Raw genomic sequence first — 19,729 nt, forward strand, 5'->3', positions numbered from 1 at the left:
GCCCCGCAACGGGCTTGTATTGGCGTGCGGGTGACGGCAGGCTCCGCCCATCCGAGGCCCGCCATGCCTACTCCCGATCCCCGCGTCGATGCCTACATCGCCAGCGCCGCCACTTTCGCGCAGCCGATCCTGCGCGCGATCCGCCAGCGCGTGCACGCGGCCTGCCCGGAAGCGGAAGAAGCGATCAAATGGGGTATGCCTGCCTTCCTGCATCGCGGCAGGCTGCTGTGCGGCATGGCCGCCTTCAAGGCGCATGCCGCGCTGAACCTGTGGTCGCGCGATGGTCAGAAAAGCGGCGCTGGCCAGAGCATGGGCCAGTACGGCCGGCTGCTGTCGGTCGCCGACCTGCCCGGCAAGCGCGAATTCGCCGCCCAGCTGCGCCGGGCCATGCAACGCATCGAGGACGGCGCGCCGGCCCTCAAGCGCACGCCGCGGCCGCCGCTACCCATGCTGCCGGCGTTCGCGCAGGCGCTGGCCGCAGCACCGCGGGCCAGGGCCACGTTCGACGGCTTCGCAGCCGGCGCCCGACGCGACTATCTGGAATGGATCGGCGAGGCCAGACGCGAAACCACCCGCCAGCAGCGCATCGCCCAGGCCGTCCAATGGCTGGAACAGGGCAGGCGCCGGCACTGGAAGCATGAAAGGCATTGACGCCGGCCCCGCCAACGATTCCACTTGCCCCCGAAATACGACCCCGACGCCTCCCGCAACGCCATGACCGACCTCGAAGACCTCATCCAGCGCGCCATCGACCCTTCATCCGTCAAGCTGGAAGGCACCCTCACCAATCCCCCCTCCTTCGGCGTCTACCTGATCGAGGACACCGACGACGGCAGCCAGCACTACCGTTTCGGCAGCCACCCGGTGCGCATGCAGGAGCTGGAGGACAAGTTCGGCGGCTGCGAGCTGGAATACCTGTTCCTGTCGCGCGAGGACGCCGCCGCGGCGACGTCGGCGCTGAACAAACGCGAGGAATGACGCCGGCACGGGTAGGAGCGGCTTCAGCCGCGAAAGGGCCGTCCCCACCAACCCCTCGGTTGCAGGAACCAAGAGAGGCGATTTCCCGGGAACGCCCCCTTCGCGGCTGAAGCCGCTCCTACAAGCTCCACCGCGCTACCCGATCACCCGCCGGAAGGGCGGCAGCGCGTCGATGATGCGCTTGCCGTAGCGGCGCGTGAGCAGCCGCGAGTCGAGGATGATCACGCGGCCGGTATCGGTGGAGGTGCGGATCAGGCGACCGGCGAACTGGGTCAGCGTGCGCAGCGCGTGCGGGACCGCGATCAGGTTGAAGGAATTCAGCCCGCGGCTCTCGAACCACTCGCCCAGCGTCGAGGTCTGCGGATCGGTCGGCACCGCGAACGGCACCTGGGTGATGACCACCGTGGTGCAGGCCTCGCCCGGCAGGTCCAGGCCCTCGCCGAACGAGTTGAGCCCGAACAGCACCGAGCCCTCGCCCGCCGCGGTGCGGCGCAGGTGCTCGTCGATCATCTTCTGCTTGGCGCCCTCGCCCTGCACCAGCACTTTTTTGCGCAGGGTCGCCGGCATCAGCTCGGCCACCTTCTCCATCTTCCAGCGCGAGGTGAACAGCACGATGCTGCCCTTGTCCCAGTCCAGTTCGGCGGCCAGGTACTTCGCCACTTCCTTGGGGTGGCGCTCGCGGTCGTCCGGCGTCACCGGGAACGGCGGCACCACCAGCTGCGCCTGGTTGGCCAGGTCGAACGGCGAGGCCAGCGACACCATCTCCGCTTCTTCGGGGATGCCGTTGTCGATGGACAGCGCCTGGAAATCGCCGCCGCCGGTGAGCGTGGCCGAGGTCATCACCACCGAATCCACTTCGTCCCACAGCAGCTTGCGCAGCACCATCGCCGCCGATACCGGCGAGCAGTGCAGCACGTGCTCGCCGTCGCGGGTCAGGGTGATCCAGCGCGCCATCGGCGGCTGGCCTTCCTTGTCCTCGCGCCGCCAGCCGGCCCACAGGTCGTGCTGCTGCTGGATCATCTCCAGCGCCATGCCCAGGCTGCGCTGCAGGCGCTCGTGGCCGGCGTCCTCGGGCTTGCCCTTGGCGACCTGCGCGGCGGCGGCCGTGGCCCAGTTGAGCAGGGTGCGGGTCTCGTCGGCCAGTTCCTCGATCGGCTGCTTCCACGCTTCGGGCAGGCGGCCGTTGGCGGCGCGCCACAGCGGCTCGCGCTCGTCCGGCGCCGGCGTCCACACCTGCGCGATGCCGTCGGCGAACACCTTGAGCAGCTTGCTCACGCGCGCGGCGGCGTCGATGGCCTCGTTCGGCAGCAGGTTGCCGATCTTGTCCTTGTCCACCGCGCGGTAGGCGCCGGCGATGATGATCTGCAGGCGCCCGGTGCGCCGCGCCATGTCGTCCAGCGGCAGGCTGGCCGCGCCCTGGTCGATGGCGACGTTGCCGATGTGGTGGCCTTCGTCCAGCACCAGCAGCATGTCGCCGGGCGGGGCGATCAGCGGCTGGCCGTTGTCGGATTCGCCGATGGACAGCGCCGACAGCAGCAGCGCGTGGTTGGTGACCACGATCTGCGCCTCGCGCACCTCGTTGCGCGCGCGCAGCACCGGGCATTGCGTCGAATAGGCGCAGCGGCGCCCGGCGCAGCCCGAGGCCGGCGTGGTGATGCGCAGGCGCAGGCCGGGCGTGACCGCTTCGGGCGCGTTGTCCAGGTCGCCGTTCCAGCGCCCTTCGGTGAAGGCGCGCATCAGCTTGCCGGCCACGTCCATCTCGATCGGCGCCAGCGGCCGGTCGTAGAGCTGCACCTCGTCGCCGAACATGCCCTCCTGCGCGCCCTCGCCCTGCGCCTCGGCGGCGTTGCGCGTGCACAGGTAGCGGGTGCGGCCCTTGGCCAGCGCCACCGTGGCCTGCAGGCCGGTGGCCTTGAGGAAATTGGGGATATCGCGCTCGACCAGCTGCGACTGCAGCGCCACCGTGCCGGTGCTGACCACCAGCTTCTTCTTCGACGCCAGCGCGATCGGCACGCCGGCGGTGAGATAACCCAGGCTCTTGCCGACGCCGGTCGGCGCCTCGACCACGCCCACCCCACCGGTGGCCAGCGCGCGCGAGACCACGCCGATCATCTGGCTCTGCGAGCGGCGCGTGCTGAAGCCGGGCGTATTGGCCTGCAGCTTCGCGTAGGCGTCGCGGATGGCCGTCTTCACTTCCTCGGTCAACGCCCGCGGCGCTTCCACTTTCTCCGTCACGCCGTTCTGCCGCCTGCTCCGTTCATGGCCGGCATTTTCCCATACCGGCGCGCGGGCGCCGACCCGCCTCGTTCAGCGTGGCGCGGCCGGGTTCGCGCGCAGTGCCCGGGCCAGCGCCCAGGCCAGCAGCACGAAACCGGCCGCCTCCAGCAGCGACAACACGAAGTGGCCGATGCCCAGCGCGGTGTTGAGCGCGGCGATGCCGTCGAAGTTGCCGGCGGCGATCAGCAGCAGCGGCAGCACCGCCAGCAGCGCGCCCAGCAGCGTCGTGGCCATCAGGATCGCCAGCGCCCACAGCGCCGCGCTGCGCGCCGCCGCCTTCGGCGCGCCGAGCAGCAGCACCAGCGCCACGCCCAGCGCGATCATCACCGGCAGGCGGTAGCCGACCGATACCAGCAGCGAGCCCAGCAGTTGCGCCTGGTCCATGCCGCTCAGTCCGCGGTGACCAGGGTGGCGGCGCGTTCGCGCAGCCCCGCATACACCGCGTCGGTTTCCGGACGCACGCCATGCCATTGCTGGAAGCTCTCGGCGGCCTGCTCGACCAGCATGCCCAGCCCGTCGAAGTAGTTGCGGCAGCCGGCCGCGCGCGCCCAGGCCAGGAACGGGATCGCCGCCTCGCCGTAGTTCAGGTCCACCGCGGTGGTCAGGCTGTTGACCAGCGACAGCGGCAGGCTGAAGGCCCCACCGTCGCCGCGGCCGGCGGAGGTGGCGTTGACGATCAGCTCGAAGTCGCCCTGCTCGCGCAGCGCCTCCCAGTACGCCGAGATGGCGCGCCCCGGCTCGCTCATCGCGTCGACCAGGGCGTCGGCGCGCTCGGGCGTGCGGTTGACCACGACCAGTTCGAGGATGCTGGCATCGAGCAGCGCCGGCGCCACCCCGCGCGCGGCGCCGCCGGCGCCGAGCAGCAGCACCCGGCGGCCGCGCAGGTCCAGGCCGTGGCGGCCGGTCAGGTCGCGCACCAGGCCGATGCCGTCGGTGTTGTCGCCATGCCAGCGATCGCCCTTGCGCAGCAGGGTGTTGACCGCGCCGGCGCGCTGCGCGCGCGAGGTGGTGGTGGCGCACAGCGCGAACGCCGCTTCCTTGTGCGGCAGGGTCACGTTGGCGCCCACGCCGCCGTCGGCGGCGAAGGCCTCCAGCGCCGCGGCGAAATCCTGCGGCGCGGCCTCGATGGCGCGGTAGTCGATCTCGATCCCCTGCGCCCGGCCGAAGGCGGCCTGGATGCGCGGCGACTGCGAGTGGGCGATGGGCTGGCCAAAGACGGCGTAGCGGGCAGCGCTCATGGTGATCCTCTGCATGACCTAGACTTGCGCGATCCCTGGCTTGCGGAACCTCCATGCGGACCCGATCGCTGCTGCTCGCGCTGTCCGCGAGTCTACTCTTTGCGCCGCGGGTGACGGCACTGGCTGAGTTCGGCATCGAAGGCATCGGCGTGGTTTCCACCCGCGCCGACGAGCTGCGCGCCACCCGTTCGGCCGACGGCCGGCGCCTGGTCTGGGCCAGCAACCGCGACGGCGGCGCCGGCGGCTGGGACCTGTGGCAGGCCACCTGGCAGGACGCGCGCTGGACCGACCCGCGCCCGCTGCCGCTCGATACCGCGGCCGACGAGGTCGACCCGTTCCTCGCCGCCGACGGCCGCTGGCTGTACTTCGCCTCCAACCGCGACGGCGGCCACGGCGGTTTCGACCTGTACCGCGCACCGCTGCTGGACGATGGTGGCTTCGGCCCCGCGCAGAACCTGGGCGCGCCGATCAACGGCGCCGACGACGAACGCTCGCCGGCCCTGCGCGAGGACGACGGCACCCTGCTGCTGGCCAGCAACCGCGCCGGTGGGGCCGGCGGCTGGGACCTGTGGAGCGCGCGCCGCGACGGCGACAGATTCGCCGCGCCGCGGCCGATGGCCGGCATCAACGGCGCGGGCGACGAACTGGATGGCGCCTGGCTGGCCGGCGGGCGCGCGCTGGTGTTCGCACGCGGCAACGCCGGCGGCGGCGCGCAGCTGCAGCTGGCGCATTGCCGCCACGGCCGCTGGAGCGATGCCGGGCCGCTGGCGCTGTCGTTCAACACCGCCGATGGCGACACCCGCGCGGCGCTGCCCGATGCCAGCACGCCGGGCGAACTGCTGGTCAGCGGCCACGCGCGCGCGCCGCGCGCCGGCGGCTTCGACCTGTATCGGATGCGCGCGCCGGCCAGCGACGGTGCCGGCGACTGCCGGTAGGTGATGCCCTCGCCGCCGTGTGCATGGCGCGGCGGTGAGATCGGTCAAGGCTTCATGCGGGGCCAAGCCCCGCACCTACGGAGTGCGCGGGCTACGGCAGCGTGCCTTAGGCACCGGGCTCGCCCGGCACGGGCTTCACCGGGAAGGTTTCATGCGGGGCAAGCCCCGCATCCACGGAGTGCGCGGGCTGCGGCAACGCACCCGCAGGTGCCGGGCTCGCCCGGTACGGGCTTCACCGGGAAGATTTCATGCGGGGCAAGCCCCGCATCCACGGAGTGCACGGGCTGCGGCAACGCACCCGCAGGTGCCGGGCTCGCCCGGCACGGGCTTCACCGGGAAGGTTGCATGCGGGGCAAGCCCCGCATCTACGGTTGGCTATCGCCGTTACCGGGAGCCGTCTTGCCGGCGAGCACCTCGGCGCGCCGCCGCTCGTATTCGACCTCGCCGATCCGGCCGCTCTGCTGCAGCCCGGCCAGTTCGCGCAGCCGTGCCTCGATCTCCGGCGGCTGCGGCGCCTGCCGCTGCAGCCGCTGCGCGGCCGAAGGCAGTTCCGGCGGGCGCCGCGCGGCGCGGACCACGGCGGCGATCACCAGGCCGATCACCACCGCGAACGCGGTCACGCCGACCACCCACACCACCCATTGCCAGGGCTGCATGCCAGGCGCGTCCATCTCAGCCTTCCCGCAGCCAGCGCGCGATCTGCGGCGCGTAGTAGGTCAGCACGCCGTCGGCGCCGGCGCGCTTGAAGCCGACCATGGTCTCCATCACGCAGCGGCGCTCGTCCAGCCAGCCGTTGGCGGCGGCCGCCTTGAGCATCGCGTACTCGCCGCTGACGTGGTAGGCGAAGGTCGGCACGCCGAATTCCTGCTTCACCCGGTACACCACGTCCAGGTACGGCATGCCCGGCTTGACCATCACCATGTCCGCGCCTTCGTCCAGGTCCAGCGCGATCTCGCGCAGCGCCTCGTCGCCGTTGGCCGGGTCCATCTGGTAGGTCTTCTTGTCGGCCTTGCCGAGGTTGCCGGCGCTGCCTACCGCATCGCGGAACGGGCCGTAGAACGCCGAGGCGTATTTCGCCGAATACGCCATGATGCGGGCGTGGATGTGGCCGGCTTCGTCCAGCGCATCGCGGATCGCGCCGATGCGGCCATCCATCATGTCCGATGGCGAAACGATGTCCACGCCGGCCTCGGCATGCGACAGCGACTGCTTCACCAGCGCCTCGACGGTGACGTCGTTGAGCACATAGCCGCCCGCGTCGATCAGCCCGTCCTGGCCATGCGTGGTGTACGGGTCCAGCGCCACGTCGGTCATCACTCCCAGCTCGGGAAAGCGCTGCTTCAACGCGCGCACCGCACGCTGCGCCAGGCCGTCCGGGTTCCAGGCCTCGGCCGCGTCCAGCGACTTGCGCGACGGGTCGATCACCGGGAACAGGTCGATCACCGGCACGCCCAGTTCCAGCGCCTGCTCGGCCTCGCGCAGCAGTTCGTCGATCGACAGCCGCTCCACGCCCGGCATCGACGCCACCGGCGTGCGGCCGGCCAGCTCGTGCACGAACACCGGCCAGATCAGGTCGTCGGCGGTGAACGTGTTCTCGCGCATCAGCCGGCGCGAGAACGCGTCGTGGCGCATGCGGCGCGGGCGGTAGCGGGGATGGAACATGGTGGTACTCCGGAGGCGGGGGAATGGCTTATTGCAGCAGGTAGCCCTGCGGTTGCAGCGGTTCGGGCAGCGGGCGTTCGCCCAGCGCGTCGAGCACGTCGATTTCCACGGTGCGCACCATCGCGTCCAGCGGCAGGTCGTTGGGCTCCAGGCCGAAGGGCTCCTCGAGCTCCTCGCCCAGCTGGTCCAGGCCGAAGAACGCGTAGGCCAGCAGCATCGACACCACCGGCGTGGCCCAGCCCAGCGCGCCGGCCAGGCCGAACGGCAGCAGCACGCAGAACAGCCACGCGCAGCGGTGCAGCAGCAGGGTGTAGGCGAACGGCAGCGGCGTGCCGGCGATGCGCTCGCAGGCGGCCTGCACCGTGGACAGCGCATGCAGGCGTTGCTCGAAGCGGCCGTACAGATAGGGGTCGAGCCTGCCGGCGCGCAGCGGCGCGGCCAGTTCGTCAGCGACCAGCGCCAGCAGGCCGTCGGGAATGTTCTGCCGCCGCAGCGCTGCCTGCTGGTCCGGCTCAAGCCAGGGCGCGGCCGCGGCGGCCTCGTCGCGGCCGCGCAGGCGGGCGGCCAGCGCGTGCGCGAAACCGATCAACGGCCGCGACACGCGCCGGCGCAGCGGCGCGTCGTCGGCCAGCAGCGCGTTGCCCTGGCGCACGAAGCTGCGCGCCTCGATCAGCAGCTGGCCCCACAGCTTGCGCCCTTCCCACCAGCGCTCATGGCAGGCGTTGTTGCGGAAGCTCAGGAAGATCGACAGCACCAGGCCCAGCAGGGTGAACGGCGCCACCGCCAGGCCATCGGCGGCGAACGGGTGATGGAGCTTGGCGAACAGCGCCACGGCCACCGCCAGCGCGCCGATCGCCAGCACCCGCGGGGCGATGGCCGGCACGATCGAACCGCGCAGGATGTACAGCAGCTGCCAGCCACGGGGGCGGGGTCGGATGATCATCGGTGGGGGTCGCGCCGGCTGTGGGCCCTGTGCGCCGGGCCAGGCTGCCGGCAGGGCCCGCCATTCTACGCCTTGCCGGTCAGACGAAGCCGCCGCCCAGGCCCAGGCGGATCACGCCGACCACGATCACGGCCACGTTGAGCAGCAGCCCGGCCTTGGCGCGGCCGCGGTTGCCGGCGCGGGTGAGCAGCAGGCCGATGGCGGCGACGACCGCGCCGACCGCGGCGAACGGGATCAGGAACCAGTTGCCCCAGCCCAGCAGCGGGATGAAGGCCAACACCATTCACAGCAGCGCCGCGATGCCCCAGACCAGGCTGATCAGTCCCATGTCGTTTCTCCAGCGGATAGTCCGCGCACGATAGCCCGGAATGCCGGCGATCAACCATCCGGCCCGGTTCGCGGCCGATTCACGCACGGGCGCCGATCATCCCTGCACCACCATCCGGGGGAGCAACGCCATGAAATTCCCGCTCGCCATCGCATTGGGCATCGTCCTGGCCGCCGGCGGCTGCGCCAGCACCTCGCGGGTCATGCTGGGCCAGGCGCGCGCGCCGGTCGATCCGGCCAGCGTGCAGATCTACTCCACACCGCCGGCCGGCTCGGTGGAGATCGCCCAGCTCGAGGCCTCCAGCGCGGTCGGCTTCGGCACCCAGGGCCAGACCGACGCGGCCATCGCCCGGCTCAAGCGCGAAGCCGCCGCGCTCGGCGCCAACGGCGTGATCCTGATGGGCGTGGGCGCCGGCGGCTCGCCGGTGGGCATGTCGGTCGGCGCAGGCAGCTACGGCCGGCACAGCGGCGGCGGCCTGAGCGTGGGCATCCCCACCCAGCAGAAACGCGCCGCGGGCGTGGCGATCTGGGTACCGCCCGAAGCGCGCAGGTAACCCGTAGGAGCGGCTTCAGCCGCGAGACCGGCAATGACAAACGCCTCAGATGGCTTCGCCATGCGTGGCTTCGCGGCTGAAGCCGCTCCTACGTAGACAGAAAGGGCGCCGCCAGGCGCCCTTCCTGTCATTTCCGGCGCTGGGCCGGGATGAAGACCTCATCGACCGCGGTGGCCAGCTGGTCCGGCGGCAGCAGGCCCTGGTCGAGCAGGAAGTTGTTGAAGGCCAGGCGGTCGAACCTGTCGCCCAGCGCCAGTTCGGTGCGCATGCGCAGTTCCATGATCCGGGTGTAGCCGTAGAAGTAGCTGCAGGCCTGGCCGGGCGAGCGCACGGTGTAGCGGTCCAGTTCCTGCGTGGCCATCGCCTCGGACAGGCCGACGCCTTCCACCAGCACCTTGCGCGCCTGTTCGCGGTCGGTCAGGCCGAGGTTGAGCATCGGGTCGAGCATGGCGCGCGCGGCGCGCAGCAGGCGGAACTGCAGGGCGATCATCTGCCCGTCCAGCGGTTCGAACGGCACCAGTTCGGCCTCGGCGTACAGCGCCCAGCCCTCGACGTTGACCGAGTTGAACGCAAACAGGGTGCGCGCCAGCGAGATGCCGCGCTCGACCATCGCCGCGAACTGCAGGTCGTGGCCCGGCCGGCCCTCGTGCGCGCTCAGCGTCCATGCCGCCGAGGCGAAGTTGAAGTCGTCGTACTGCGCCTTGCCGCCCGAGGCCGGGTTGCCCAGCGGCAGCACGAAGGTGCCCTGCTGGCCGGTGTTGCCGACCAGCGGCGGCGGCAGGTAGTGCGGCGCCGGCGATGCCGCGCTCTCGGCCTCGCTGCCCAGGCGCATCTGCAGCAGGCGCCGCGGCACGTCGACGATGCCGTGCCGACGGATGATCGGGTCGATGGCGTCGATGACGCCGCGGTAGTGCGCCTCGAGCCGGTCGTTGCCGATCGTGTCCTGCTTCAGCGCGCGGATCACCGCGGCATGGTCGTTCGCGTCCTCGACCTTCAGGCCCTTGGCCTGCACCACCAGCGGCGCCAGCTGGCGCATCATCGCGCGGGTTTCCATGTACTCCAGCTGCGCGCGCTGCATCAGCAGCGCCGGGTCGACGTCCACGCCCACGTCCTTGAGCTGGAAGGCGTACAGCTCCGGCGGCAGGCGCGTGTCGGTGCGCGCCTGCGGCAGCACGTCCTGCCGCGTCCAGGCGATGTAGTCCTTCATCTGCGTGGACAGCGTGGCCAGCGCCGCGTCGGCGCCCTTGATGTCGTATTTCGCGAACAGCTTGCCGATGCCGTCGATGTAGGTATCGACGTTGGCCAGCGCCTGCTCGACCTCGATCCTGGTCGGTTGCAGCAGGTCCGGCACGCCGCTCTTCTCTTCATAGCGCTGCCGCGCCAGCGTGGCCAGCGGCTGCGTGCCCGGCGCCTGGCCGATGTAGGCCTTGAGCCGGTCCAGCGCCCTGGCCCGGCGTTCGGGCGCGACCTGCTCGGAAAGCAGGCCGTTGAGCCCGCCGAACACGCTCTGCGGCACGTCCACCCACGGCATCAGGTGCTGCTCCTCGAGCTGGCTGCCCTCGATGCTGCGCCCGGCCGCGGCGATCATGATCTCCAGGTCCTGGCGTACGTTGGGGTCGCGTTCGAGCTGGAGTTTCCCGCGCAGCTGCGCGCGCGCCTGGTCCAGCGCGGCGCGGTAGCGCGCGGCGTTGTCCGGGCCGAGATCGACCACCTTGTCGTCGTAGCCCGGCACGCCGAAGAAACTGGCCATCTCCGGCCGGAACGGCGCCTGCGCGCGCAGCAGGATCTGCGCCAGTTCGTTGCTGTGCGCCACCCAGGCCGGCGCCGCCGGAGCGGCCTTGGACGGCGGCGCGGCGGCGGCGGCCGCGGCCAGCGGCAGCGGCGCGACCAGGGCGAGGGCGACGGCGAGGACGATGGGCTTCATGCGCGCGGCTCCGGAGCAGGAGCCGTGACCCTACGCAGTCAGCGGCAACGCGGCAAGACCGTGCAGTCGCGGTCGCGCGCGTCGCGCAGGTCCACCGGCGCATGCCGGCCCGGCAGCTCGGCCTGCAGGCGCGTATAGAACCAGCGCCCGTCGCTGCGCTGTGCGCGCACGCCGAGCTTGCCGCTGCCATGCGGGCCGGCGACGCGGATCGTCATGTCGGCGCTGCCGCCGTCGCCGAACTGGCTGATGCTGCCGAACGGGAACGGCTTGGCGCGCAGCGGCCGGCCGAGCGCGGCGCCCACTTCCGGGTCGCGCCCGGCGCGCGCCAGCGCTTCGCGGTAGGGCTCGCTGCTTTCCAGCGGCGCGGCCATCTGCCGCAGTCCCATCCAGTAGGTCAGCGACCAGCCGCCGACGATCAGCAGCGCGACCAGCGGCAGCGCCCAGCGCAGATTGCGCTGCAGCCAGTTGCGCGGCGGCCGCTGGCCGGGCGCGCGCGCGCCCGGCAGGGGAGGTGGCAGCGACGACATCCGTGTCCTCCTTGCCCGATCAGGGCGTAAGGCAGCGCGCGAGGAAATTCTCGGCGATGCGGTAGCGGTGCAGCGCGTTGCTACCGGACAGGCCGTGCTTGGCGCCGGGATAGGTCATCAGCTCGAACGGCTGGCCGCGCTTCTGCAGCGCGCTCATCAGGCTGGTCGAGTTGGAGAACAACACGTTGTCGTCGGCCATGCCGTGGATCAGCAGCAGCGGCGAGGTCAGCCCGTCGATGTGGCTGAGGATGCGCGCCTCGCGGTAGCCATCGGGGTTGGCCGCCGGCAGGTTCATGTAGCGCTCGGTGTAGTGCGTGTCGTACAGGCCCCAGTCGGTGACCGGCGCGCCGGCCACGCCGCAGGCATACCTGTCCGACGCCTTGGCCAGCAGCATCAGCGTCATGTAGCCGCCGTTGGACCAGCCCTGCACGCCGATGCGCGCGCCGTCCACCCACGGCTGCTGCTTCAACCATTTGATGCCTTCGAGCTGGTCGGCCACTTCCACCGTGCCCTGCACGCCGTACAGCGCGCCGCCGAAGTCGCGGCCGCGGCGCGGGGTGCCGCGGTTGTCCAGCGAGAACACCACGTAGCCGCGCTGCGCCAGGTACTGGTTGAACAGGTGGTCGCCGCGGCCGGGCCAGCTGTCGGTGACGGTCTGCGACGCCGGGCCGCCGTAGACGTACACCGCCACCGGGTACCGCTTCGCCGGGTCGAAGCCGGCCGGCTTGATCAGGCTGTAGTGCAGCGGCGTTCTGCCGTCGGCAGCGGTGAGCGTGCCGAACTCGACCGGCAGCTGCGCGTCGCGGTACTTCGCGTAGGGATGCGACGGATCGGCCAGGTCGTTGTCCAGCAGCGTGGCGATCTTCTCGCCGTTGGCGCGGTACAGCTCGATCTGCGGCGGCGTGCTGCTGTTGGACCAGCTGTCCACGTAGACGCTGGCGTTGTTGGCGAACGCGGCGCCGTGCATGCCCGGCGCGCGCGAAAGTTTGACCGGCGCGCCGCCGGCCAGCGGCACGGCGTAGATCTCGCTGCGCAGCGCCGATTCGACGCCGGCGCGGAAGTAGGCCTTGCCGGCGTCCTCGTCCACGGCCAGCAGCTCGTCCACCGGCCAGTCGCCCGCGGTCAGCGGGGTAAGCGTGGCGCCGTCCTCGCTGGCCAGGTACAGGTGCTCGAAGCCGCTGCGCTCGGACGACCACAGGAAGCGGCCGTCCTTGAGGAAGCGCAGGTCGTTGTGCAGCGGCACCCAGGTCCGGCTGGTCTCGGTGACCAGGGTGCGCTGGCGGCCGTCGGCCAGCGTGGTCTCGATCAGCTCCAGCGTCTTCTGATCGCGGCTCTGGCGCTGGAAGGTCAGGCGCTGCGGATCGCGCCAGGTGACGCGGGCGAGATAGATGTCCTGCTCCTTGCCCAGGTCGACCCACTTCGGCGCGGCGCCGGCGCGCGGCGCGACCACGCCGAGCGTGACCCGCACGTTGCGGTCGCCGGCCGCCGGGTAGCGCTGCTCGACCATCTCCACGCGGTCGGCATACATCTCATAGCGCTTCTGCACCGGCACCGGCGATTCGTCGATGCGGGCAAAGGCGATCGCCGAGTCGTCCGGCGCCCACCAGTAGCCGGTATGGCGGTCCATTTCCTCGTCGGCGACGAATTCGGCCACGCCGTTGCCGATGGTGGCGCTGCCGTCGCGGGTCAGTTGCAGTTGTTTGCCGCTGGCCAGGTCGATCACCCACAGGTTGCGCTCGCGCACGAAGCTGACGAAACCGCCCTTGGGCGAGATCTTCGGGTCGGTGGCGAAGCCCTCGCCATGGGTGAGCTGGCGCACCGCGTCGCGGCCCTGCTTGCCCAGGTCGTACAGGTAGAGTTCGCCGCCGAGCGGGAACAGCAGCGTCTTCGCGTCGGGCGACCACTGGTAATCGACGATGCCGGTCATCGCGGCGATGCGCTGGCGCTCGCGCCGCGCCTTCTCCTCGTCGCTGAGCGTCTCGGCGCCGGGCAGCACCACCTTCGAATCCACCAGCAGCCGGGTCTGGCCGCTGGCGATGTCGTATTCCCACAGGTCCAGCTGGTTGCGGTCGCTGTCCTTGCCGCGCAGGAAGGTCACCCGCGAGCCGTCCGGCGCCACCTTGGGCTTCATCAGCGTCGGCCCGGACAGCGGTGCGCTGCCGGTGATGGCTTCCAGGGTGAGTTTTTCGGCGTGGACGGCGGGCGCGGCGAGCATCATGGCAAGGGCGAGGAACAAGGGACGCATGGGCTTCCTGTCAGGGACAGAACGGATCGCGCCATCCTAGCCGAGCCGGCCCGCGCCTGCCCCTGTCGTCGGTCCCGCCCCGCCGCTCAGCGCCGGCCGCGCTGCTCCTCGCGCATCCGGCGGCGGATGAAGAACACCGTGAACAGCGGAATCCCCAGGATGATCAGGGCCCCGCAGATCGTCAGCCAGCCCACCGGTTGCGTCAGCATGTCGCGCAAGATCGGATGCATCGTCGTCCCCTCCCGTGCCGTGTCGATGGAGGCAGCGTAGGGGTACCGGCCGCGAGCGGCCTTGCGCAGGATCAATCGTCGGCGATGGCGGATGCTTGGTCTCCCCGATCAGCGTCCGCCACGACGCCACCGGAGTGCGGCCCGGAAACGTGCTGGAAGCGCAGGCCCAATTGCTCGTGGCGCCGCCACAGCAGCTTTCTGTCTGGTTGTGCATACCTAGTTCAGGCGATACGGACCTTGCGCTTTAGGGGGCATAAAGATCGATTCCGCCCCCTGCTTTCCAATATTTAAACTACTTATTATTTATACAAGATGGAATTCCATCCACATCCCCTTCAATTAATTTCAGGTCAGCATCTATCACCGCTCTGATGGCAGAGTCGCGCTCAGTCGTCAGCTCTCTAGCCTTATGCAAAAGAGATGCTGCATGCGCACAATCTTGCCTGCCGCCACTCTTCGAAATATAGGCAGCCAATCGCTGCATAGCCGCAGGATCGTTTTTTTGAGCACCCCTTTCAAGCCACTCCTCATAGCGACTCCAATCCCTAATGTTTAGGTAATAGGTCTCCACTAAGGCCTGAGCATGCCGATCCCCCTTTGCTGCCGCTCGCTCCATCGCACCCAACTTTTCCTTGCCGAAATTTTCACTTGCACTGCCAGCAATCTCGGAAGTGATCTTGGTGCCGCGCTTATCTTCATTGCTACAGGACACAATAGCTATGCACATTAAAATGCACAACAGAGGCTCAATGCGATCCATGATCACTTCGTCCTGGTTATTCTTTCTGTCACAGGGACTCGACTCCCCAGCTGACTGCCTGAGCATTTAACGGTAGCAGATCCATCGGAATTTATTCGAATTACCTTTATGGACATTCCTGTGGACCCAGAGCCGCCTGGACTAAATCGACGCCATATACCAAGGGCTCCCTTGCTATCTCCTTGCATATTCACGCGCAGCGTCATGGCGTCGCCAGTGTAATTCTTCGGACACACAACGAATCCATTGGGAACGTAGACATCTGATTCAACTACTTGGAAAATCGACTCCTATGTTTTTTCCTTCAGACGGCTCCGTCACCGACCCGCAGCATTCCCAGTACAAACGGCTGACGGCAGGGCTAGTTCCTTCCGGCATCGCGGCAGCATGCGGGTCGGCGCCCCCTCCGGCCATGGACCGGCACGATTATTAAGGAGTAGGGATTTAATTCAGCCTCCAAGTTTCGGGAAAAGAGGCAATACCGCTGGTCCGGCAATAACTGACTGGTCCAGCGACAGCTCGTGATTAGCCTTCTGCCCAGCAGCTGGCGAGCTCGAATCTTGGGTGAGAACGTTTCAAGTCACACTGCCGTCCAACAAGCCCCCCAGGACCTCCATTCCCCAAGCGCAATGAAAATCCACTCCACCCAGCAGGAGTACATGCTTACTACAAGATTTTCGACAAAACCACTATCGCAATAATAGATAGAATGACAGCCAATGGAAGCAGCACACGAACAGAAATTAGTATGTTTAGATTCCCTTTCCCAATTTCCTTCCCCATGCGCCTTGTATACAAATTATTCAAAACTGAAGATACATCACGCCCAGAAAAGCTCCTTGGGCGACCGATCTCCATCCAATAGACCGGAGCAGATTTTTCAATAACATCCATAAGCACATAAAAGAGTGAAAGATATGCCACATTAGCCAAAAATGCTGCGACAAGCAGAATGAAAACCATCACTCTTTATCCTTATTAACTTCGTAGTTTACTGCGGGCGCATATTTGATATGCCCCCCCGCCCAGGCCAAAGCTGATAGTGGCATCTACTTGACCAGCCGGGTTTATCGACAGGGAGCCGCCAATGCTACCAATAGCGCCGAAATCACCCCCTATGTCAAAATTAAATGGCGAATTCCCGCTGAACAATTGGACGCTAAAAATCTTCACATCTACTGTCAGGCCAGCATATGCCCCCTCACCAACCGGAACCCAGCCCACAGTATCTGCCCCATTACCACCAAGGTTTTTATTTGCCTGAATTCCTGTACCAGCCGATGCGGCAAACTTTGCATTCACCGAAACCCTTTCTTCCAGCACCCTTCCTGCTGCCTGACGCCCAATTTCGTACTGACCAGCTGCCTGCCTTAGGCCTTGTGTTTCTTTGCCAATTATCTCGGACGCCGCATCATCAATTGGACGACTCTGCTCACTGGATTCAACTGGACGGCCAAGCATCATATCAACCACCTTTGACCAACTCCGCCGCCCATCCGGATCAGTAAACCGATACGGATTGTTGTTGGCATACCAGTACCGGTTGAACGCCCCCACCGGATTGCTGTAGGCGGTAATGGGGTCCACGCTCAGGAAGCGCGGGATCAGCGGGTCGTAATAGCGCTGCTGCATGTAGACCAGGCCGGTGGCCTTGTCCATCATGTGCCCGGTGTAGCCCGGACGGTTGTCGTTGGTTCGGTTGAGCATCTTCCCGTACGGCTCATGCTCGGTCGTCTGCAGCGTGTTGCCCAGTTCATCCGTCGCCGCGATCGGGCTGCCCAGCGCATCGGTATGCCGGTAGATCGTCCCATATACCGTCTCCCCGATCGGCATCCGCCGCGACGCCACCAGGCTGCCGCCCAGGTAGATGTGCTGGAAACGCAGGCCCAGCTGCTCGTCGCGTTGCCACAGCAGTTTCCCGTCCAGGCTGTACACCTCGTACAGCAGCCCGTCCGCGCCGGCCGTGCGTACCCGGCGTCCCTGTGCATCGTAGCGGTACGTATCCGTACCCTGTGCCGTGCGCAGCCGGTTGCCGTGGTCGAACACGAACAGGTTGCCGTTCTTGTTGATCACGTTGCCGCGCACGTCGTAGCCCAGCCCGATGATGCTCGCACCGCCCGGGCCGTTGAGCACGTTGGTCAGCCGGTCGCGCGCGTCGTAGCCCATGCTCCGGCTCTGCCGCCCTGCCACCGTGAAGTCGGTGATCGCCGACACGTTGCCGTTGCGGTCATACGCATAGCCCAGGTCTAGCACCCCGCCGCTGTCGGTGCTGGGCTCGGGCAGCTGCCGTGCGTTCTGCGACATCGTGTGCACTAGGCCGTTGCCGTAGGTGAACCGTTTGATCGCTCCGTTCGAGTAGTACTGCACCCCCGCGAAAGTGCCCGTCTGGGTCGGCTGGCCCAGCGTGTTGGGCAGCTAGTCCACCGTCAGGCTCTGCGGATACACCAAGCTGGTCATTGCCGTGGCCGTTGTAGCCGTAACCAATGTGCGGATTAATTGCCTCCGTCCCCTTTAGATCCCAAATGCCGATCAGCGCGATCTTACATGCCCCAGCCAAGCTGCCTACGGAACGCAACGGCAACGATCCATAAAATATAAAATGTCAGCAGTACCACAAGATATATGCGCAGGCGCAATGCGCGCCCCCTCTGATCAAGTGACATTGAATCAAGGTAGCGGAATCTACCAAGCAAGAGCGGGATCACAATTTCACGGGTTGCTCGACCTAACACCGGCCTCCCTAACTCAATCCATAGATCCTCACAATCACCTTTCAAAATATTAATGAATTTTGACAACTCAAAAATATACAAAAAACTCATGATAATGGCAAAAGGCGTTGCTATGACTAGAAGATCAATTATCATTATTACTCCACAAAGTAGTGCCAATTGATAGCGACTTATTAATCGCCACCTTTCCACCTCCGCCCACCCCGCCGAAGCCCTTTAACGTAACAGTGCCGCCGGGGTTGAATTGAAATTTCAGGCCAGCAGCAACAACGTCACCCACTTTCAAGTCACCACTATTAAATATGATTGGCGTATTCCTTGCTCCCGGAATGCTAAAATTTAAAATATCAACTTCAGCGCCAGCAAATAAACCAACCCCTTCGCCGATTACACCCATGAGATCCAATTTTTGCTCCCCTGTTCTCAGGTTGTCTGAATAAGAAAGGGTGCCTCCGAGGCCAGCTGCGCCGGACACTTCACCGTAGAGAGTCATGTTTGTCGCGTCTACTACTGCGCCTCCGATGTGTCGCGCGAGTTCGCCCATGCTTCCAGCAGGGGAACGCCTAGAGCCCTGGTCACCCGAATGCCCCGTAGAGCTCACACCACCCATTGTAGCTACTGACCCTCGCAGACTAGGATGGGCGCTCATTGATCGACGATCCTCTGCCAACCCTTTTCGTGTCTCCTTATCCATTCGCCCATCGGGATCAGTAAACCGATACGGATTGTTGTTGGCATACCAGTACCGATTAAACGCCCCCACCGGATTGCTGTAGGCGGTAATGGGGTCCACGCTCAGGAAGCGCGGGATAAGCGGGTCGTAATAGCGCTGCTGCATGTAGACCAGGCCGGTGGCCTTGTCCATCATGTGTCCGGTGTAGCCCGGACGGTTGTCGTTGGTTCGGTTGAGCATCTTCCCGTACGGCTCATGCTCGGTCGTCTGCAGCGTGTTGCCCAGTTCATCCGTCGCCGCGATCGGGCTGCCCAGCGCATCGGTATGCCGGTAGATCGTTCCGTATACCGCCTCCCCGATCGGCATCCGCCGCGACGCCACCAGGCTGCCGCCCAGGTAGATGTGCTGGAAACGCAGGCCCAGCTGCTCGTCGCGCTGCCACAGCAGCTTCCCGTCCAGGCTGTACATCTCGTACAGCAACCCGTCCGCACCGGCCGTGCGTACCCGGCGTCCCTGGGCGTCGTAGCTGTATGTTTAATTGCCTCCGTTCCCTTTAAGTCATCGGCTGCCGTTTACCGACAGCCTCGAAGATCGCTGCAAATAGCAGCAGCGCCAATACAAAGACGACAACAAAGGTCACGATTGGGAGACTTTGCAGATCAAAGCCATGGAAGAAGTGCAAGTACTGCCCACGGCTTTCATCCCAATTGGTCCAATAGGGATATGGGGGTACTGCAATCACCAAAGCCGCAATAGCCGCGCCGACCCATCTCAGCCTAGTTAGCCACCTAGCCACCATGATGGAGATAAGCGTTACCGCAAAAGCAACCTCCAGATTCAAGGTGCCTCCCCACGCATAAGCCATCACCAACCCGGGCACAAGTAGAAGGAAACCTGCCGCGGCAACAACGAGAGATCGAAGCGTTTTACTTTGCATCGTCGATGTTCTTTTGGTTGTGACCGACCCAGACATTGTTGATGTACTCACTCAGTCCAGGGATAACTTGCGGAACTGCCCAGCCTTCGCCTATCGAAACAGCGACTCCATTCACTGAGCCGCGCAATACGTAGCCAAAATGCAATCCATGCCCGGGCTGAGTGACATTAATAGTCCAAGTGTTGCCGTTGCGATCCGTCGCGGTATAGCTTTTAACCGGACTACCCGGATCGTCACCCCATGCAGCGCCACTCCTCGCCATGAGCCCACGTGCACCGCGAGGCGTCGCATTGTTAGGTGTTCCTGTCGGTGTAGCCGGCTTGTCCTGGCCCGGCGTAGGATCATTCGCTATCGCCTTCTGGACAGAATGATCTGACTTATTGTGAGAAGTCGCAACAGCGTAGCGATGATAGGCCGGACTCGCGCGATCTTGACTTCCGGAAACTCCGGCCGGAGTTGGGAATGAAATCTTCGTCGGAATGCGGCTACCTGTGACCGGAATCGTGCACGTCGTCGTGCCGTCCTTTGACTTGCAATCGCGACCGTCGGGATCGGTGAAGCGATACGGGTTGTTCGCGGCGTAGGCGTATCGATTGAAGTTCGGGCCAAGACTTGCCGCTATCGGATCCACACTAAGGAACCGCCCGAGCTGCGAGTCGTAGTAGCGCTGCTGCATGTAGACCAGGCCGGTGGCCTTGTCCATCATGTGTCCGGTGTAGCCCGGACGGTTGTCGTTGCTCCGGTTGAGCATCTTCCCGTACGGCTCATGCTCGGTCGTCTGCAGCGT

At 66.4% G+C, this 19,729-nt stretch carries 23 protein-coding genes; 4 read left to right on the forward strand and 19 right to left on the reverse strand.

Annotation, left to right across the window (positions count from 1 at the left end; genetic code table 11):
• The first annotated feature begins 63 nt into the window (after window positions 1-63).
• The gene (locus tag CQ393_RS12040) at window positions 64-651 is read left to right on the forward strand and encodes a YdeI/OmpD-associated family protein (RefSeq protein ID WP_153191792.1); all 588 of its coding nucleotides are present in this window, start codon (window positions 64-66) and stop codon (window positions 649-651) included.
• A 63-nt stretch (window positions 652-714) separates the two neighbouring features.
• A complete protein-coding gene (locus CQ393_RS12045; RefSeq protein WP_153191793.1) occupies window positions 715-978 on the forward strand; it encodes a hypothetical protein in 264 nt (87 codons plus the stop codon).
• A 135-nt stretch (window positions 979-1,113) separates the two neighbouring features.
• Here CQ393_RS12045 and dinG read toward each other — a convergent pair whose 3' ends face one another.
• The 3 genes from dinG to aroE all read right to left on the reverse strand — a co-directional run bounded on the left by dinG (window position 1,114) and on the right by aroE (window position 4,493).
• Window positions 1,114-3,213, reverse strand: coding sequence for an ATP-dependent DNA helicase DinG (gene dinG, locus CQ393_RS12050; protein ID WP_343199948.1), 2,100 nt, complete (start codon window positions 3,211-3,213; stop codon window positions 1,114-1,116).
• Between the two features lie 72 nt (window positions 3,214-3,285).
• Window positions 3,286-3,639, reverse strand: coding sequence for a hypothetical protein (locus CQ393_RS12055; protein WP_153191794.1), 354 nt, complete (start codon window positions 3,637-3,639; stop codon window positions 3,286-3,288).
• A gap of 5 nt (window positions 3,640-3,644) precedes the next feature.
• On the reverse strand, window positions 3,645-4,493 hold the full coding sequence (gene aroE, locus CQ393_RS12060; protein ID WP_153191795.1) for a shikimate dehydrogenase: 849 nt from the start codon (window positions 4,491-4,493) through the stop codon (window positions 3,645-3,647).
• A 53-nt stretch (window positions 4,494-4,546) separates the two neighbouring features.
• Between aroE and CQ393_RS12065 the strand changes: the two genes are divergently transcribed.
• Complete coding sequence (locus CQ393_RS12065; RefSeq protein ID WP_153191796.1) at window positions 4,547-5,428, forward strand: PD40 domain-containing protein; 882 nt, start codon at window positions 4,547-4,549, stop codon at window positions 5,426-5,428.
• Between the two features lie 365 nt (window positions 5,429-5,793).
• On the opposite strand, the gene CQ393_RS12070 is transcribed toward CQ393_RS12065, so the two are convergent.
• The 5 genes from CQ393_RS12070 to CQ393_RS18365 form a co-directional block, all read right to left on the reverse strand.
• Window positions 5,794-6,099, reverse strand: a complete 306-nt coding sequence (locus CQ393_RS12070; protein ID WP_228114506.1) for an SHOCT domain-containing protein — start codon at window positions 6,097-6,099, stop codon at window positions 5,794-5,796.
• Window position 6,100: 1 nt separating this feature from the next.
• Entirely contained in the window at window positions 6,101-7,090 is a 990-nt protein-coding gene (gene hemB / locus CQ393_RS12075) for a porphobilinogen synthase (protein ID WP_153191797.1), read from the reverse strand.
• A 28-nt stretch (window positions 7,091-7,118) separates the two neighbouring features.
• On the reverse strand, window positions 7,119-8,033 hold the full coding sequence (locus CQ393_RS12080; RefSeq protein ID WP_153191798.1) for a bestrophin family protein: 915 nt from the start codon (window positions 8,031-8,033) through the stop codon (window positions 7,119-7,121).
• Window positions 8,034-8,112: 79 nt separating this feature from the next.
• A complete protein-coding gene (locus CQ393_RS12085; protein ID WP_194269664.1) occupies window positions 8,113-8,316 on the reverse strand; it encodes a hypothetical protein in 204 nt (67 codons plus the stop codon).
• Entirely contained in the window at window positions 8,317-8,448 is a 132-nt protein-coding gene (locus CQ393_RS18365) for a hypothetical protein (RefSeq protein WP_265588098.1), read from the reverse strand.
• Window positions 8,449-8,491: 43 nt separating this feature from the next.
• Between CQ393_RS18365 and CQ393_RS12090 the strand changes: the two genes are divergently transcribed.
• Complete coding sequence (locus CQ393_RS12090; RefSeq protein ID WP_153191799.1) at window positions 8,492-8,914, forward strand: hypothetical protein; 423 nt, start codon at window positions 8,492-8,494, stop codon at window positions 8,912-8,914.
• 127 nt (window positions 8,915-9,041) lie between these two features.
• On the opposite strand, the gene CQ393_RS12095 is transcribed toward CQ393_RS12090, so the two are convergent.
• From CQ393_RS12095 to CQ393_RS12145, 11 genes are all read right to left on the reverse strand, one after another.
• Entirely contained in the window at window positions 9,042-10,838 is a 1,797-nt protein-coding gene (locus CQ393_RS12095; protein ID WP_153191800.1) for a DUF885 domain-containing protein, read from the reverse strand.
• Between the two features lie 38 nt (window positions 10,839-10,876).
• Complete coding sequence (locus tag CQ393_RS12100) at window positions 10,877-11,365, reverse strand: cytochrome c oxidase assembly factor Coa1 family protein (protein WP_153191801.1); 489 nt, start codon at window positions 11,363-11,365, stop codon at window positions 10,877-10,879.
• 19 nt (window positions 11,366-11,384) lie between these two features.
• On the reverse strand, window positions 11,385-13,610 hold the full coding sequence (locus CQ393_RS12105) for a S9 family peptidase (RefSeq protein ID WP_153191802.1): 2,226 nt from the start codon (window positions 13,608-13,610) through the stop codon (window positions 11,385-11,387).
• A gap of 86 nt (window positions 13,611-13,696) precedes the next feature.
• A complete protein-coding gene (locus CQ393_RS12110) occupies window positions 13,697-13,840 on the reverse strand; it encodes a hypothetical protein (RefSeq protein WP_153191803.1) in 144 nt (47 codons plus the stop codon).
• A gap of 292 nt (window positions 13,841-14,132) precedes the next feature.
• Window positions 14,133-14,600: a hypothetical protein gene (locus CQ393_RS12115; RefSeq protein ID WP_153191804.1), complete on the reverse strand. Its 468-nt coding sequence runs from the start codon at window positions 14,598-14,600 to the stop codon at window positions 14,133-14,135.
• 666 nt (window positions 14,601-15,266) lie between these two features.
• Entirely contained in the window at window positions 15,267-15,563 is a 297-nt protein-coding gene (locus CQ393_RS12120) for a hypothetical protein (RefSeq protein ID WP_153191805.1), read from the reverse strand.
• A gap of 15 nt (window positions 15,564-15,578) precedes the next feature.
• Complete coding sequence (locus CQ393_RS12125) at window positions 15,579-16,904, reverse strand: RHS repeat-associated core domain-containing protein (protein WP_153191806.1); 1,326 nt, start codon at window positions 16,902-16,904, stop codon at window positions 15,579-15,581.
• A gap of 236 nt (window positions 16,905-17,140) precedes the next feature.
• Window positions 17,141-17,467, reverse strand: coding sequence for a hypothetical protein (locus CQ393_RS12130; protein WP_153191807.1), 327 nt, complete (start codon window positions 17,465-17,467; stop codon window positions 17,141-17,143).
• Window positions 17,457-18,473 carry an RHS repeat-associated core domain-containing protein gene (locus CQ393_RS12135; protein WP_153191808.1) on the reverse strand — a complete coding sequence of 339 codons (1,017 nt, stop codon included), beginning with the start codon at window positions 18,471-18,473 and terminating at the stop codon, window positions 17,457-17,459. The genes CQ393_RS12130 and CQ393_RS12135 overlap by 11 nt, the downstream gene beginning before the upstream one ends.
• An 85-nt stretch (window positions 18,474-18,558) precedes the next feature.
• Window positions 18,559-18,942 (reverse strand): hypothetical protein, encoded by a 384-nt coding sequence (locus CQ393_RS12140; RefSeq protein WP_153191809.1) that lies wholly within the window; start codon window positions 18,940-18,942, stop codon window positions 18,559-18,561.
• On the reverse strand, window positions 18,932-19,729 hold a 798-nt coding region (locus CQ393_RS12145), incomplete at its 5' end, for an RHS repeat-associated core domain-containing protein (protein ID WP_153191810.1). The genes CQ393_RS12145 and CQ393_RS12140, both read right to left, overlap by 11 nt.

This window comes from Stenotrophomonas sp. MYb238, assembly GCF_009496535.1.
Classification (GTDB): domain Bacteria; phylum Pseudomonadota; class Gammaproteobacteria; order Xanthomonadales; family Xanthomonadaceae; genus Stenotrophomonas.